The organism is Flavobacterium sp. GNP001, assembly GCF_054343775.1.
Genome location: NZ_JBTGUX010000001.1, coordinates 3130534 through 3144941, shown reverse-complemented (window position 1 = coordinate 3144941; position 14408 = coordinate 3130534). Strand labels below are relative to the sequence as shown.

The following is a 14408-nucleotide window of genomic DNA, read 5'->3' as shown; positions in this document are numbered from 1 at the left end:
AGGAGTAACTTTAAACAAGTATATTCCTGTTTTTTTATAGCTTTTCTTTTAAAATCAATACATTTGATTAAAAAAATGTCTGAGAAATACAAAGATATTGATCGTACGGTACCTACTTTTATTACCATTACTGTTGTTGATTGGATTGATCTATTTATGCGTCCCGTTTATTGCAATATCTTAGATGAATCATTGAATTATTGCATCAAGGAAAAAGGATTGAGTGTACATGCCTATGTTTATATGACAAGTCATATTCATTTAATAGTTTCAGCTTTTGAAGGCGAATTGCAAAATGTGATACGTGATTTTAAAAAGTATACCTCTAAAAAATTAATAGAAGCAATACAAGAACATCCAGAAAGCAAAAGAGAATGGCTATTAAAAAAATTTAGTTTTGAAGCTCAAAAATCAGGAAGAGCTAAGAATTATAAATTATGGAAAGATGGTTTTCATCCCGTTATCTTAGACACTTTGGAAAAAATGGAACAACGCGTAAACTACATCCACTATAATCCAGTTGAAGCAGAAATTGTATTTCATGAAAGAGACTTTGTAAATAGTAGCTATAGAAATTATGAAGAGGAAAACACTGTTTTTTGTAACGTAAATGTGGAACCTTTATGGTAATGCATCTAATATAGCTGCGTTGCAAACGCTTTGTTTTCGTTAATTAAGTAAGTAAGTACTCTTTGCAAACGAGCACAAGATGGGGTAAATCCTTTCGTACTAAAGTGGAGACACCTAACAGGTTTTTGAAACCTGTTAGGTGTTGCAATTAATCAAGAATAAGAATAGCCGTCACATCGAGCGCAGTCGAGATGCGGCATTGGTTTTTTAACCGTTATTTATCTTACATTTGTATCGTTACAACAGCAAACCAACCAAAAAAACCTTTTATGCAGCACCATTTATGCAAAAACTGCGACCGTACCTTTGAAGGGCAATTTTGTTCGCATTGCGGGCAAAAATCAAGCGTAAGCGAATTGAACATGCATGATTTAATTCATGAATTTTGGCACTCCATTACCCATACCGACAAAGGGATTTTAAAAGTGGTAAAAGATTTATTCCTACAACCTAAAAAGGTGTACCACGGTTATTTTGCGGGTCAGCGTAAAACTTATTTTAGTCCCGTAACCTTTTTTTTAATCACCGCTACACTCCTACTTATTATTGGTGATAAAATATACGATTATGAAGATGCAGTACACCTAGCCAATAACCCTTTTGGTTATAATGAATTTGGTAGAAAAGTATTTGAAGCTACTAAATTTAGAACTTTGTTTACCATTCCGTGTGCCGTTTTAGTAACCTGGTTGCTGTTTCGAAAGCGATTTAATTTGGCTAAAAATGTGGTTTTTTGGATTTATTTTAATGCCTTACTTTTTACCATAGACCTAATTGTCTCGCCTTTGTATTTCCCTTTTATACTGCACAAGGCAACTATTGAATTGTATGTATTGTTTATTAGTTATGCCTTTTTGTTTTGGCATGTACTTGTGGTATTTACTAAAAAAAAATGGACTGATTACTTGCTTAGTTTCTTGGTAGTAAATTGTTTTCACATCATCAACTACGTCACGATTTACTTGTTACTGTTTGGCACCAATGTTTTCAAACAAACCAAGACCAATAATGTGTTCGAATTTTTGATTCATCTGTACACGTTTTGATCTTAAGCCTAAGTTGAGACCTAACCCGTTTTAAAAACCTGTTAGGTCTGTACAAATTCCATTTACTGATTGTGTAATGAAAATAAAACGAACTATCGTAGCCCCGATGGAAGCGGCATCTCCCAATCAATAAAAACAAGGCTTTTTTGCCGTAGTTTTTATTTATCGGGAATACAGCGTACAGCGGGACGAGTAGTGTACGGAGCAAAAAAGTGCTGCTCCTAAAAAACAACACTTTTCTGCTTTTTAAAATTTGACTTTAGGCCATAAAAAAACCCATTCGACTTAACGAATGGGTTTTGCATTTATAAGATACTGAATTACCAGATTCTCACACGTTTTTCAGGTGCAATGTACATCCCGTCATTTTCTTTGATATCAAAAGCTTGATAAAAAGTATCGATGTTTTGCAAAGGCACATACGCACGGTACATTCCTGGAGAGTGCGGATCTGTTTTCACTTGGTTTTTCAAGGCTTCATCACGCATTTTAGAACGCCAGATGGTTGACCAAGAAATGAAGAAACGCTGCTCCGGTGTGTATCCGTCAATCAAGCCTGGATTTCCGTTTTCTTTCAAGTATAATTGTAAACCATCATAAGCTGCGTTTACACCACCTAAATCACCTATGTTTTCACCTAATGTAAATTTACCATCTACAAAAGTTCCTGGCAATGGCTCTAAAGCGCTGTATTGTGCCGCTAAAGCTCCAGTTAAAGCTGAGAATTGTTTTAAATCATCTGCAGTCCACCAGTCAACTAAGTTTCCGTCAGCGTTGTAACGCGATCCTGAATCGTCAAAACCATGTGAAATTTCGTGACCAATAACACCACCAATTCCGCCATAATTCACAGCTTCATCAGCTTGGTAGTTGTAAAACGGTGGTTGTAGGATAGCTGCTGGGAAAACAATCTCATTGTTTGATGGGTTGTAATACGCATTTACTGTTTGTGGAGACATGCCCCAACGCTCTTTATCAACTGGTTTGTTCAACTCAGCGATGTTTTCTTGAAAACGCCATTTGGCCATGCTCAACGCATTTTCAAAGTAGCTACCGCCTTCTTCTGGACTCTTGATAGTCAAAGCAGAATAGTCTTTCCACTTGTCAGGATATCCAATTTTGATTCTGGATTTATTCAATTTAGCCAAGGCGCTTACTTTAGTTTCAGCCGACATCCAAGACAAGTTATTGATTCTGTTTTCGAAAGCACGGAAAATGTTTTTGATCATTTTTTCTGCTTTGGCTTTGGCCTCAGCTGGAAATTTTTTCTCTACGTATAATTTTCCTAAAGCTTCACCAACCGTTCCATTGATGGTTTGTAATGCTCTTTCGTCACGTGGTCTTTGGCTTACTGCACCTGTTAAAGTTTTTCCGTAAAACTCAAAGTTGGCATTTTCAATATCGGTAGATAGTTGGCTTGAAGCTCTGTTTAATAAACTCCAACGCATATACGCTTTCCACTGGTCAACTTTGTTTTCTTTCAACATCGTTTCAAGTGCTACCATGTATTTAGGTTGTGATACAATTACAGTATCTACTTTCGCCAAACCAATTTTAGTAAAATAATTATTCCAGTTGATTGATGGCGTTAATTTACTCAACTCTGCCAAGGTCATTGGGTTGTATGACTTACGACGGTCTCTGCGCTCTACTCTGTCTAATCTTGGTTTAGACATGGCAATTTCAAGCGCTAAAATTTTCTCAGCATTTGCCTGAGCAACGGCTGGCTTATCACCAAGAAATTGTAGCATTTTAGCAACGTGAAGCACGTACTTTGCACGTTTTTCTTTAGAGTCGGCATCTTCAGAAACGTAATAATCTCTATCTGGCAAACCTACTCCACCTGGACCTACATTGATTACATTTCGGCTACTATTTTTAGCATCAGTACCTACACCTGCTCCCATGAAACCAATACCACCGATAGGTTCCATTTCGATTAATAATGCTTCAAGGTCTTTCGCATTTTTAACCGCATCAATTTTTTTAAGAAAAGGTTTTAATGGCGCAATTCCCATTTTGTTGCGACCAACTGTGTCCAAAATAGACTTGTATAAATTAATCGCTTTACCTTGATCAGTATTTGATTTGTACTTTGGATTAGTTGCTGCTTCTTTTAAAATAGCTAGTGCATCCGCATCTGTTCTTTGACGCAATTCATCAAAACTTCCCCAACGGGTTCTATCAGCTGGAATGGCAGTGTTGTCTAACCAAGTTCCGTTTACGTAACGAAAGAAATCGTTACTTGGCTTCACTTTTTTGTCCATGTAATTCACATTAATCCCTGGCTCCTTAGCCGCAGGATTACTTTGGGCTTGACCCACTGCAAAAGCCATCATTGCAGGAATCACAAAAAGCAATTGCTTATTGTTGGTTTTTTTCATTTTAATTAGTTTTTTAGTTAAGTAAACAAAGCTATTAATAAATTTTGTGATTGTTTAGAGTTCTCTAAATAATCACAAAACATTGTGATTTGACATTAAAAAATCAAAAAGGTTTAATCAAATGGGGTAACAATTTTGTTTTTTAAGGCCATTCCACTAGCACTAAGATTGTGTTAATAAGACCAAAAAACAAGCTCTGATTTTGTACTTTTGTGGCAAAATTGGATTATGTTACAGCTATTTAAAAAATACCGTCTTTTTTTAGGAGTGTTCTTCGTGCTTTCGGCCGTTATACTTACGTTATTTTACAACGCGTTGAAGCCAAAAAAATCCTTACCCATTTTTAATCCAGCCGATGTCAATCCCGAGTTGGTAGACAGTACGGTACAATACAAAAGCAAGTACCACACCATTGCTGATTTTTCGTTTGTGAACCAAAACGGCGACACGATTACTCAAAAAGATTACGAAGGTAAAATTTATGTAGCCGATTTCTTTTTTACTACTTGTGGTTCTATTTGTCCAAAAATGTCGGTGAATCTAGAAGAAGTTCAAAAAGCTTTCGCCAATAATCCTAAAGTTAAATTACTCTCGCATACCGTATTTCCTGAAACGGATAGCGTTCCTGTGCTTAAAGCTTACGCTAAAAAACACAATGTAATCGATGCCAAATGGAATTTAGTTACCGGTGACAAAAAAGAAATTTATGCCATGGCTAGAAAATCGTACTTGGCTGTAAAACTGGGCAAACCAAGTGAATTGTATGATATGGTTCACACCGAAAACTTTGTTTTGGTAGATACTAAAAGACGAGTTCGCGGTTTTTATGACGGTACCAACAAAGAAGACATCAAAAAATTGATTGAAGACATTAACTTTTTGTGTGAACAAGATTCCGCGGACTAAGCCGATTTTTCAGCGATTTTCCAAGCCTCAGATAAAACGTCAACATACCTCTGAATCTGACAACTAATTATTGAAATAATTAACATTTGTCTTTCCTATAAAATGTGTATTTTTGCAATCTTAATTCAATCTAAATAAGGTTTGCAAACAACGATACATTCTCTCAAAAAAGGCGAAAAAGCCATTATCAAAGACTTTGATATTGATACCGTTCCGTTAAAATTACTGGAAATGGGTTGCTTGCCTGGCAACATGGTCGAGCTGTTACAAGTTGCCCCTTTTGGTGATCCTTTGTTTTTAAACATCAATGGTTCACATGTGGCAATTAGAGTCGAAACCGCTAAAGAGATTGCAGTTGACCTTTTAAAAACCAACCTATGGTAAGCAAACAAAACATTAATGTAGCCTTGATTGGCAACCCAAATGTGGGTAAAACTTCGGTTTTTAATCAGCTTACAGGATTGAATCAACAAGTGGGTAACTATCCCGGAATTACCGTTGAAAAAAAGATTGGTTTCTGTAAACTATCCAACAATATCAAAGTCAACATTCTGGATTTACCAGGAACGTATAGTTTGAACGCAAGTTCTATTGATGAAAATGTAGTTATTGAATTACTACTTAATAAAAATGATAAATTGTATCCTGACGTAGCGCTTGTAGTTACCGATGTGGAGAATTTAAAACGCAACTTATTACTTTTTACGCAGATAAAAGATCTTGAAATTCCGACGATTCTTGTCATCAACATGGCCGACAGAATGAAGTTCAAAGGAATTTCACTTGACATTCCTTACTTAGAGGAACACTTAAACACCAAAATTGCTTTGATCAGTTCGCGTAAAGGATACGGAATTGAAGAATTAAAGCAGTTAATTGTAAGTTTCAAAACCATTTCGAGCGAACCTTGCTTGAATGCTTCGGTTATTGATCCGGATTATTTCAATAGTTTACGCAAAGCATTTCCAAACCAGCTTTTGTACAAATTATGGTTGGTAATTACGCAAGATGTGAACTTTTTGAACTTGGATAGAAATGAAATTCGAAGTTCATTTACCAAATCACATTCTGATTTAAAGCGCTTACAGCAAAAAGAAACCATCAAACGCTATCAATTTATTAACGATGTTTTGAAAGTAGGTTTAAAAGTAGATAGCAGCGTAGCCAAAGATTACCGCAGCCAGCTTGATCGTGTACTTACGCACAAAGTTTGGGGATATGCGATTTTCTTTTTGATTTTGTTTGTCATTTTTCAATCGATATTTGAATGGTCAAAAATTCCGATGGATTTCATTGACGCCTCTTTTGCATCTTTGAGTTCGCTTGCTGCGGAGCAGTTGCCAGCCGGTGTTTTAACCGATTTGATTTCGCAAGGAATTATTCCTGGTATTGGAGGAATTTTAATTTTTATACCCCAAATTGCCTTCTTGTTTATGTTTATTTCCATCCTTGAGGAAAGCGGTTACATGAGCCGTGTGGTATTTTTGATGGATAAAATCATGCGCAAATTTGGACTTTCAGGTAAAAGTGTGGTGCCGCTTATTTCTGGAACTGCCTGCGCTATTCCCGCAATTATGGCTACGCGTAATATCGAAAACTGGAAAGAGCGATTGATTACTATTTTAGTAACACCTTTCACTACTTGTTCAGCTAGACTTCCTGTTTACGCCATCATTATTGCCTTGGTAATTCCAGACGAACGTTTGTTTGGGTTTTTAAACATGCAAGGAATGACCTTGATGTTGTTGTATTTATTAGGGTTTGGAATGGCCATTTTCTCTGCTTATATCTTGAACAAAATCCTTAAAATTCAAAGTAAAACGTATTTTGTGGTAGAAATGCCGAACTACAAATTGCCTTTGTTTAAAAATGTAGGCATCAACGTAATCGAAAAAACAAAAGCTTTTATATTTGGTGCTGGTAAAATTATCCTTGCAATTTCGATAGTGCTATGGTTTTTGGCCTCCTACGGACCTGGAGAAAAATTCAACAAAGCGGAAGAAATTGTTACTCAAAACACGATCAATAAACCATTATCGCCTGCTGATTTTGAAAATGCAGTTGCCTCGCAAAAACTAGAGAACTCCTATATTGGTATTATGGGTAAAACCATTGAACCTGTTATCTCTCCATTGGGTTACGACTGGAAAATTGGTATTGCTATCATCAGTTCATTTGCTGCACGCGAAGTGTTTGTAGGTACGCTAGCAACCATTTACAGCGTTGGCGGTAGCGAAAATGAAGTTACTATCAAAAACAAAATGGCTGCCGAAATCAATCCTGCTACAGGCGAGAAAGTATTTAATTTTGCATCTGGAATTTCCTTGCTTTTGTTTTACGCTTTTGCAATGCAATGTGCTAGTACTTTGGCAGTAACAAAAAAGGAAACCAACTCTTGGAAATGGCCTGCAGGTCAGCTTTTATTCATGTCAGCTTTTGCTTATGCCGTTGCCTTAATCGCTTTTCAAATCCTAAAATAAGAGTCAGAGACCATATTCTACCTCAACAACAGTTAAAAATTTAAAAATCATTATTTTTAATTTGTCTAAATAAGTTTCTCGTTTTATATTTGCATCGTAGAATTAATCTAAATAAAAATGAGAAACAGTTTAGTAACAGCTGCAATACTTACCTCGGTATTTGCTTTTGCTCAAGAAAAAGAACTAACGCAAGCCCAAAAAGACAGTATTGTAAGAGCTAACTCTTTAATAGTTGATTTGGAAGCGGTAACCGTTACACCGTTTAAACAAAGCCCAGAAAGACAGCCAGAAGTAAAAGGAACTGTACTTTTTTCAGGAAAAAAGAACGAAGTTTTAAAATTATCTGCATTTACTTCTAACTTGACTACCAATAATGCGCGCGAAGTGTTCTCACGTGTTCCAGGTGTTACTGTTTGGGAAAATGAAGGATCTGGAATTCAAATTAACATCGGAGTACGCGGATTAAGTCCAAATCGTAGCTGGGAATTAAACACCAGACAAAATGGCTACGATATCTCATCAGATGTTTTTGGTTACCCAGAAGCGTATTACAACCCACCTTTAGAAGCAGTAGAAAACATTGAACTAGTTCGTGGTGGTGCTTCATTACAATTTGGCCCTCAGTTTGGCGGAATGGTAAACTACGTTTTAAAACGCGAGCAAAACAAAAAATTCAGCTTTGAGACTCAAAACACAGCCGGAAGCTATAACTTAATGAGCAGTTACAACGCCATTGGTGGTAAAATAAATAAGTTTTCTTATTACGCCTACAACCACTCTCGTAGTGCCGATGGTTGGAGAGAAAACAGCCAATACAAAGTACGTAACTCACACTTATTTTTAGAATATGCATTTACAGAAAAAACCAAATTATCAGCAGAATATACTAATATGGATTACCAAATGCAACAAGCAGGTGGTTTGACAGATGCGCAATTTGCTGAAAACTCAAGACAATCTTTTAGAGAGAGAAACTGGTTTGGAACGCCTTGGAACTTATTTGCAATTAATTTAGATACCCAAATCTCAGCTTCCTTAAAATCGAATACAAAACTATTTGGTTTAATTGGAGAAAGAAATAGTGTTGGAAATACAGCAACACCAAACATTCTTGACACTAACGGCAATAGAAGAGTTGACCGCGATTTTTACAAAAATTTCGGAATCGAAAACAGAAACACTTACACGTACACCTTAGGCAAAAATAAAAACACTTTGGCATTTGGAGTTCGTGCTTACCAAGCACAAACACAAAGACAACAAGAAGGAGCAGGTACTGCAGGGTCTGATTTCGACTTAAGTACTTCAGCAAAATACCGAAGAGACTTGCAGTTTAAAACTCAAAATGTTGCTTTTTTTGCCGAAAATCAATTTAAAGTTACCGATAGATGGAGTGTTGTTCCTGGAGTTCGTTTTGAGCACATCACAGCTGATGGAGAAGGTCGTTTTACAATTGATACTGATGGAAATGACGTTCCGTTTGAAAGCAAACAAATGGTTAGAAACAAACCTTTGTTTGGATTAGGAATGGAGTACAAATTAGGAGCAACAAACTTTTACGGAAACATCACACAAGCTTTTAGACCTGTTTTATTCTCAGATATTACTCCGCCAGCTGTAACTGATGTGATAGACCCAAACTTAAAAGATGCCTCAGGATACAATGCTGATTTAGGATACCGCGGAGTTGTAAAAGGATTTTTGAACTTCGATTTTAGTGTGTTTTACTTGAGCTACAACAACCGTATTGGTGGCGTAAGACAATTTAGAAATAATGATGACCCATCACAAGGTACGTTCTTATTCAGAACCAACTTAGGTGAAACGGTAAACAAAGGAATTGAAGGCTTTGTAAACGTAAACATCACTAAATATTTTGGTGTTGAAAAAACTTTCGGAAACGTTGATTTATTTGTAACAACTAGTTTTATTGATTCTCGTTATACTGATTTTGAAGTACCTTCTGGACCTGGATCAGCTACTGCAACGACTAACTTAAAAGGAAATCGTGTTGAAAACGCGCCTCGTTACATTCACAATGTAGGTTTGAGTTATAGTACTGACCACTTTTCGTCTACCTTACAATACAAAACTTCAGGTAAAGTATTTACAGATGCTAACAACACGGTAGCGCCTTCAGCAAACGGTGTAACAGGATTACTAGACGGTTATGAAGTATTAGATTTATCAGCTGAATACAAGTTTTTAAAACGCTACAATATTCGTTCTGGAATTAATAACTTGATGAACAAAGACTACGCTACCCGCAGAGCAGGTGGATATCCTGGACCAGGTATTTTACCAGGTGAAGGAAGAACATTCTTCGTGTCTTTAGGAGCTCGTTTTTAATAAGAAACCACGATAATACACACTCTTTAATTAGAAAGTGATTACAAACAAGAAAGCAACCTCAATAGGTTGCTTTTTCTTATCTTTACAATATGGATATTCAAGAAATAGTAGCATTTGCTACCTTAATCGTTGCAGTCGCTTTTTTAATCAAGAAATTCTTTTTCAAAAAGAAAGCAAAGGATAAAAATTGTGGAAGTTCTGACTGCGGCTGCAATTAAACTAATTGATGTAACCTATTTTTATGGCGTAATCCAAAGGCTTGATTGACGAACCTTCAACGGGATATGGCGTAACTCGTAAGCTTTCAATTTTTTGCTTTTCAACAGGCAAATATTTAGCGAACCATTTTTTATTAGCTTCCTTATTTTTTTCGTTAAAAACCAAAGTTATTTCTTCAACTTGTTTCTGTCCATCGAAGACTTGTAGCACAGCCATAACCTCACCTTCCCAAATACAAGTTGTTCCTTTAGGGCAACGCGAGTCACTTTCAATCGCTTTTAAAACAAATTGAAACCCTTTTTGACTGCGACATACTTTTTGCTTGACAGTGATTAATTTTACTTTAGCAGGCTTTGGACTTTGAGCCAAAACTAAACCGCTGAACATCATAAAAAGGAATAGAATTGACTTTTTCATCTGTATTTATAGATTTGGTTCCTTTGTAAATGTAGCAAACATTTAGCTCATTTTTTAAACCATTAAGAAATTAAGAATCACAAAGCCAAATCAACCTTAATTATTTAACCTAATGCCACATCTAGTGTCATCATCACAATAAATCCGCCTATAAAACCTAAAGTAGCAATATCAGTATTTTTATCTTGTTGCGTTTCCGGAATTACCTCCTCGACCACAACAAAAATCATAGCGCCTGCGGCAAAAGCCAAAGCGTAAGGTAAAATAGGGGTAAAAAAAGTAACTGCAAAAGCACCTAAAACAGCGGCAACAGGCTCTACTAATGCTGAAGACTGTCCATACATAAAACTTTTCCATCTGCTCATTCCCATTCGTCGTAACGGCATAGCAACAGCAATTCCTTCGGGAAAATTTTGAATCCCGATACCAATTGCAAGGGTTAAGGCTGCTCCTATTGACGCCTCAGGAATTCCGGCAGCAACACCACCAAACAAAACACCAACCGCCAAACCCTCAGGGATATTGTGCAACGTAATTGCAGATACCAATAAAGTAGTGCGTTGCCAAGGCGATTTTACCCCTTCGGAAACTTTAAAATTAATGTGTAAATGAGGCAATACTTTGTCTATTCCAAAAATGAAAAGCGCACCAAGCGAAAAACCAAAAGCTGCAGGAATCACCTTTGCAAAACCTTCTCCACCAGTCATTTCGATTGCTGGCGCCAATAAACTCCAAAAACTGGCCGCCACCATTACACCACCTGTAAAACCTAACATGCCATCAAGCACCGTTCGGTTCATAGTTTTAAATAAAAAAACAAACGAAGCACCTAAGGCAGTTAAAAACCACGTAAATAAACTGGCATAGAGCGCAGCCAAAATAGGATCAATACTGGTAAAATAATCAACTAACGATTGAAACATAATTATTGAATATAAATGTTACTAGCAATTTTTTGAGATACAGTAATTTCATTCGCGCCCACACGAATACGCAAAGAAGCATCGAAACTTTCTTTTTCTATAATTTCCATTTGAGAACCCAAAGCAATTTCTTGTTTGTCGAGGTATTTTAAAAAATCAGACGAAGTATCTTTTACACCCACACAAATTCCAATTCTACCTTTTTCACATTCAGAAAGCAGTTGTTTTTCTATTTTAAGAATACGTCCCTGAGCATCTGGAATTGGGTCACCATGAGGATCTTCGGTTGGATTTCCTAGAAAATCATCTAGTTTATTGATGAGCTTTTCGGATTTGATATGCTCTAATTGCTCTGCTAATTCGTGTACTTCATCCCAAGCAAAATCTAGTTTTTCGACTAAAAAGGTTTCCCACAAGCGGTGCTTTCGAACAATCATTTTAGCTGCTAACTTTCCTGTATCAGTAAGTGAAACACCTTGATATTTGATGTAATTAATACAGTTCTTTTCGGCTAATTTCTTCAGCATATCAGTAACAGATGATGCTTTGGTATCCATCTTTTCAGCAATGGCATTCGTACTCACTGCGGTATTTGCACTTGCAGAAAGATGGTAAATCGTTTTTAAATAATTCTCTTCGGATAAAGTCATTGAAATAAATTAAAGCTTAATACCTCGATCAAGATTGACTAAGCTATTGATACAAATGTAACTAAAAAATTTGTTTTGCAAAATTTAATATTTAGGTTTGTCTAAAATTTAATTTATAAATAATGAAAACAATAACTCCTCTACTCCTACTTCTACTCTTTAACTTTGGCTACAGCCAAGAAAAGACAAGTGTTTCAGGATATGTTTCGTCAGAAAAAAAAGGAATTTCGGATGCCCGTGTTTTTCTAATTGGCACAAAATACGCCACCCAAACGGATAGCTTGGGGCAGTTCAGTATTAAGAATATTGCTGAAGGAGATTATAAAATACAAATTGTAGCTGAAGGTTTTCAAACTATAAAAAAGAATATAATCGTCAAAAGTAATGAAAACAACATTTTAAATTTTGAACTTACTACCACTGAAAACCAACTAGACGAAGTGGTAGTATCAGGAACACTCAAACCGGTAAAAAGACTTGAAAATCCTGTTCCTGTTGAGATTATTTCGGCTGCTTTTTTAAAACAAAACCCAACCAGCAATGTCTTGGATGCCTTGCAAAACGTAAATGGTTTACGACCTCAAAACAATTGCAATGTGTGTAACACAGGTGATATTCGCATTAACGGACTTGACGGCCCGTACACCATGGTCACTATTGATGGCATGCCTATTGTGAGCGCTCTCGGTACTGTTTACGGGCTTTCAGGCATTCCCAATGCCATGATTGATAAAATAGAAGTGGTCAAAGGAGCGGCATCTACACTTTATGGCAGTGAAGCAGTAGGCGGATTAATTAACATTATTACTAAAAAACCGTTTGCAGTTCCTTTATTAACTGCTGATGTTTTCACTACATCATGGCTCGAAACGAATGTTGACCTTGGCTACAAAACCAATATTGGCTCGAATGCCACAGCACTTTTTGGCATAAATTACTTCACTTACAACAATCGTATTGACAACAACAACGATAATTTTACTGATGTTTCTTTGCAAAACAGAGCTTCTTTTTTCTCTAAAATAAACATCAACAGAGCTTCTAAAAAAGAGTTTAGCCTTGTATCTCGCTACCTTTATGAAGACCGCTGGGGCGGAGAAATGCGATGGAACAAAAGTTTTAGGGGCGGAGACCAAGTGTATGGCGAAAGCATTTACACTTCGCGCTATGAACTTCTAGGAAAATACGAGCTTCCCGTAGCCGAAAAAATGTATTTTCAATTTTCGGTTATTGGGCACGACCAAAACTCCGTTTATGGCAATGCTACTTTTTTGGCCAATCAAAAAATTGCTTTTGGCCAATTCATTTGGGACAAAAACTGGAATAACCACTCGGTTCTCTTGGGTTCAGCACTTCGCTATCAATTTTATAATGACAACACGCCCGCAACGGCAACAGCGAATCATTCTAAAATTTACAGTGCTTTTGCTCAAGATGAAATCAAGCTTAACGAAAAAACCAGCACGCTCCTTGGCTTACGCTACGATTACAATGACAATCACGGTTCCATTTTTACACCTCGTTTTGCATTTAAATTCAAACCAACGCCAACAGATATTTTACGATTCAATTTTGGAACGGGTTTTAGAATCGTAAACCTTTTTACTGAAGATCATCAAGCTTTGTCTGGCGCTCGAGAAGTCGTGATTCAATCTAACTTGAAACCAGAAACCTCATACAACCTAAACTTAAATTACCTGAAAAAATTCAAATTAACCAATGCGGGCGTGGTTAATCTCGAATTAGCATCTTGGTACACCTATTTCACAAACCGAATTTTTGCGAACTACGACATCAACCCGAATCAAATAATTTATGATAATTTAAACGGCAACTCGACTATTTTCGGACTAAGTGCCAATGCTGATTGGGTTAGTCCGTTTGGGCTTAAAGCCAATCTTGGAACCAGTTATTATGATGCCATGACCACACAAGATGGCGTTAGTTTGAGACCATTATTTACCGAAAGATACAGCCTAAACTGGGGCTTTAGTTATGATATCACAAACTGGTTTTTATCCTTAGATTTTACAGGAAATCTTACTGGACCGATGCGTTTGCCTTTGCTAAGCGAACTTGATCCGCGTCGCGAAATTTCTAGACCGTACAGTATTCAGAATATACAAATGACTTTCAAAAAAATTCATAATCTAGAGTTGTATGCTGGTGTTAAAAACCTACTTAATTGGACACCCAATCGTGGAAATCCGTTCTTGATAGCACGCGCCAATGATCCTTTTGATAAAAATGTACAAGTTGACAATTCGGGAGCGGTAATCCCTACGGCTGATAATCCATTTGCACTCACTTTTGACCCTACGTATGCTTACGGACCTAATCAAGGAAGACGCTTTTTTATAGGTCTGCGTTATCATTTTGATTAATTTTTTGCTCTTAAAGT

11 protein-coding genes are annotated in these 14408 nt (G+C 36.6%); 7 read left to right on the top strand and 4 right to left on the bottom strand.

The features are described 5' to 3' along the window. The first annotated feature begins 75 nt into the window (after positions 1-75). Together ACXX8U_RS13540 and ACXX8U_RS13535 are read left to right on the top strand one after the other, a co-directional pair. Entirely contained in the window at positions 76-630 is a 555-nt protein-coding gene (locus tag ACXX8U_RS13540; RefSeq protein WP_458566298.1) for an REP-associated tyrosine transposase, read from the top strand. Between the two features lie 269 nt (positions 631-899). Next, entirely contained in the window at positions 900-1676 is a 777-nt protein-coding gene (locus tag ACXX8U_RS13535) for a DUF3667 domain-containing protein (protein ID WP_458566297.1), read from the top strand. A 320-nt stretch (positions 1677-1996) separates the two neighbouring features. Here the strand turns inward: ACXX8U_RS13535 and ACXX8U_RS13530 are convergent, their stop codons facing one another. Beyond that, positions 1997-4060, bottom strand: coding sequence for a M13 family metallopeptidase (locus tag ACXX8U_RS13530; RefSeq protein ID WP_458566296.1), 2064 nt, complete (start codon positions 4058-4060; stop codon positions 1997-1999). A 228-nt stretch (positions 4061-4288) separates the two neighbouring features. Here ACXX8U_RS13530 and ACXX8U_RS13525 point away from each other — a divergent pair, with 228 nt between their 5' ends. The 4 genes from ACXX8U_RS13525 to ACXX8U_RS13510 all read left to right on the top strand — a co-directional run bounded on the left by ACXX8U_RS13525 (position 4289) and on the right by ACXX8U_RS13510 (position 9795). Continuing rightward, the gene (locus ACXX8U_RS13525) at positions 4289-4966 is read left to right on the top strand and encodes an SCO family protein (RefSeq protein WP_458566295.1); all 678 of its coding nucleotides are present in this window, start codon (positions 4289-4291) and stop codon (positions 4964-4966) included. 141 nt (positions 4967-5107) lie between these two features. Further along, positions 5108-5350: a FeoA family protein gene (locus tag ACXX8U_RS13520; protein ID WP_166132545.1), complete on the top strand. Its 243-nt coding sequence runs from the start codon at positions 5108-5110 to the stop codon at positions 5348-5350. Beyond that, positions 5344-7446, top strand: coding sequence for a ferrous iron transport protein B (gene feoB / locus ACXX8U_RS13515; protein ID WP_458566294.1), 2103 nt, complete (start codon positions 5344-5346; stop codon positions 7444-7446). Before ACXX8U_RS13520 ends, feoB begins: the two co-directional genes overlap by 7 nt. Before the next feature lie 117 nt (positions 7447-7563). Beyond that, positions 7564-9795 (top strand): TonB-dependent receptor family protein, encoded by a 2232-nt coding sequence (locus ACXX8U_RS13510; RefSeq protein WP_458566293.1) that lies wholly within the window; start codon positions 7564-7566, stop codon positions 9793-9795. A gap of 222 nt (positions 9796-10017) precedes the next feature. Here ACXX8U_RS13510 and ACXX8U_RS13505 read toward each other — a convergent pair whose 3' ends face one another. From ACXX8U_RS13505 to ACXX8U_RS13495, 3 genes are all read right to left on the bottom strand, one after another. Beyond that, the gene (locus ACXX8U_RS13505) at positions 10018-10434 is read right to left on the bottom strand and encodes a hypothetical protein (RefSeq protein WP_458566292.1); all 417 of its coding nucleotides are present in this window, start codon (positions 10432-10434) and stop codon (positions 10018-10020) included. A gap of 104 nt (positions 10435-10538) precedes the next feature. Next, positions 10539-11357, bottom strand: a complete 819-nt coding sequence (locus ACXX8U_RS13500; protein WP_458566291.1) for a ZIP family metal transporter — start codon at positions 11355-11357, stop codon at positions 10539-10541. Positions 11358-11359: 2 nt separating this feature from the next. After that, positions 11360-12007, bottom strand: a complete 648-nt coding sequence (locus tag ACXX8U_RS13495; RefSeq protein ID WP_458566290.1) for a metal-dependent transcriptional regulator — start codon at positions 12005-12007, stop codon at positions 11360-11362. A gap of 122 nt (positions 12008-12129) precedes the next feature. Between ACXX8U_RS13495 and ACXX8U_RS13490 the strand changes: the two genes are divergently transcribed. Further along, the gene (locus tag ACXX8U_RS13490; RefSeq protein ID WP_458566289.1) at positions 12130-14391 is read left to right on the top strand and encodes a TonB-dependent receptor; all 2262 of its coding nucleotides are present in this window, start codon (positions 12130-12132) and stop codon (positions 14389-14391) included. Positions 14392-14408: the final 17 nt, after the last annotated feature.

What these genes read in the sequence shown, in the direction of transcription:
- ACXX8U_RS13540 (WP_458566298.1), top strand. Translation starts at nt 76, where the DNA reads ATGTCTGAGAAATACAAAGATATTGATCGTACGGTACCTACTTTTATT.
- ACXX8U_RS13535 (WP_458566297.1), top strand. Translation starts at nt 900, where the DNA reads ATGCAGCACCATTTATGCAAAAACTGCGACCGTACCTTTGAAGGGCAA.
- ACXX8U_RS13530 (WP_458566296.1), bottom strand. Translation starts at nt 4,060, where the DNA reads ATGAAAAAAACCAACAATAAGCAATTGCTTTTTGTGATTCCTGCAATG.
- ACXX8U_RS13525 (WP_458566295.1), top strand. Translation starts at nt 4,289, where the DNA reads ATGTTACAGCTATTTAAAAAATACCGTCTTTTTTTAGGAGTGTTCTTC.
- feoB (WP_458566294.1), top strand. Translation starts at nt 5,344, where the DNA reads ATGGTAAGCAAACAAAACATTAATGTAGCCTTGATTGGCAACCCAAAT.
- ACXX8U_RS13510 (WP_458566293.1), top strand. Translation starts at nt 7,564, where the DNA reads ATGAGAAACAGTTTAGTAACAGCTGCAATACTTACCTCGGTATTTGCT.
- ACXX8U_RS13505 (WP_458566292.1), bottom strand. Translation starts at nt 10,434, where the DNA reads ATGAAAAAGTCAATTCTATTCCTTTTTATGATGTTCAGCGGTTTAGTT.
- ACXX8U_RS13500 (WP_458566291.1), bottom strand. Translation starts at nt 11,357, where the DNA reads ATGTTTCAATCGTTAGTTGATTATTTTACCAGTATTGATCCTATTTTG.
- ACXX8U_RS13495 (WP_458566290.1), bottom strand. Translation starts at nt 12,007, where the DNA reads ATGACTTTATCCGAAGAGAATTATTTAAAAACGATTTACCATCTTTCT.
- ACXX8U_RS13490 (WP_458566289.1), top strand. Translation starts at nt 12,130, where the DNA reads ATGAAAACAATAACTCCTCTACTCCTACTTCTACTCTTTAACTTTGGC.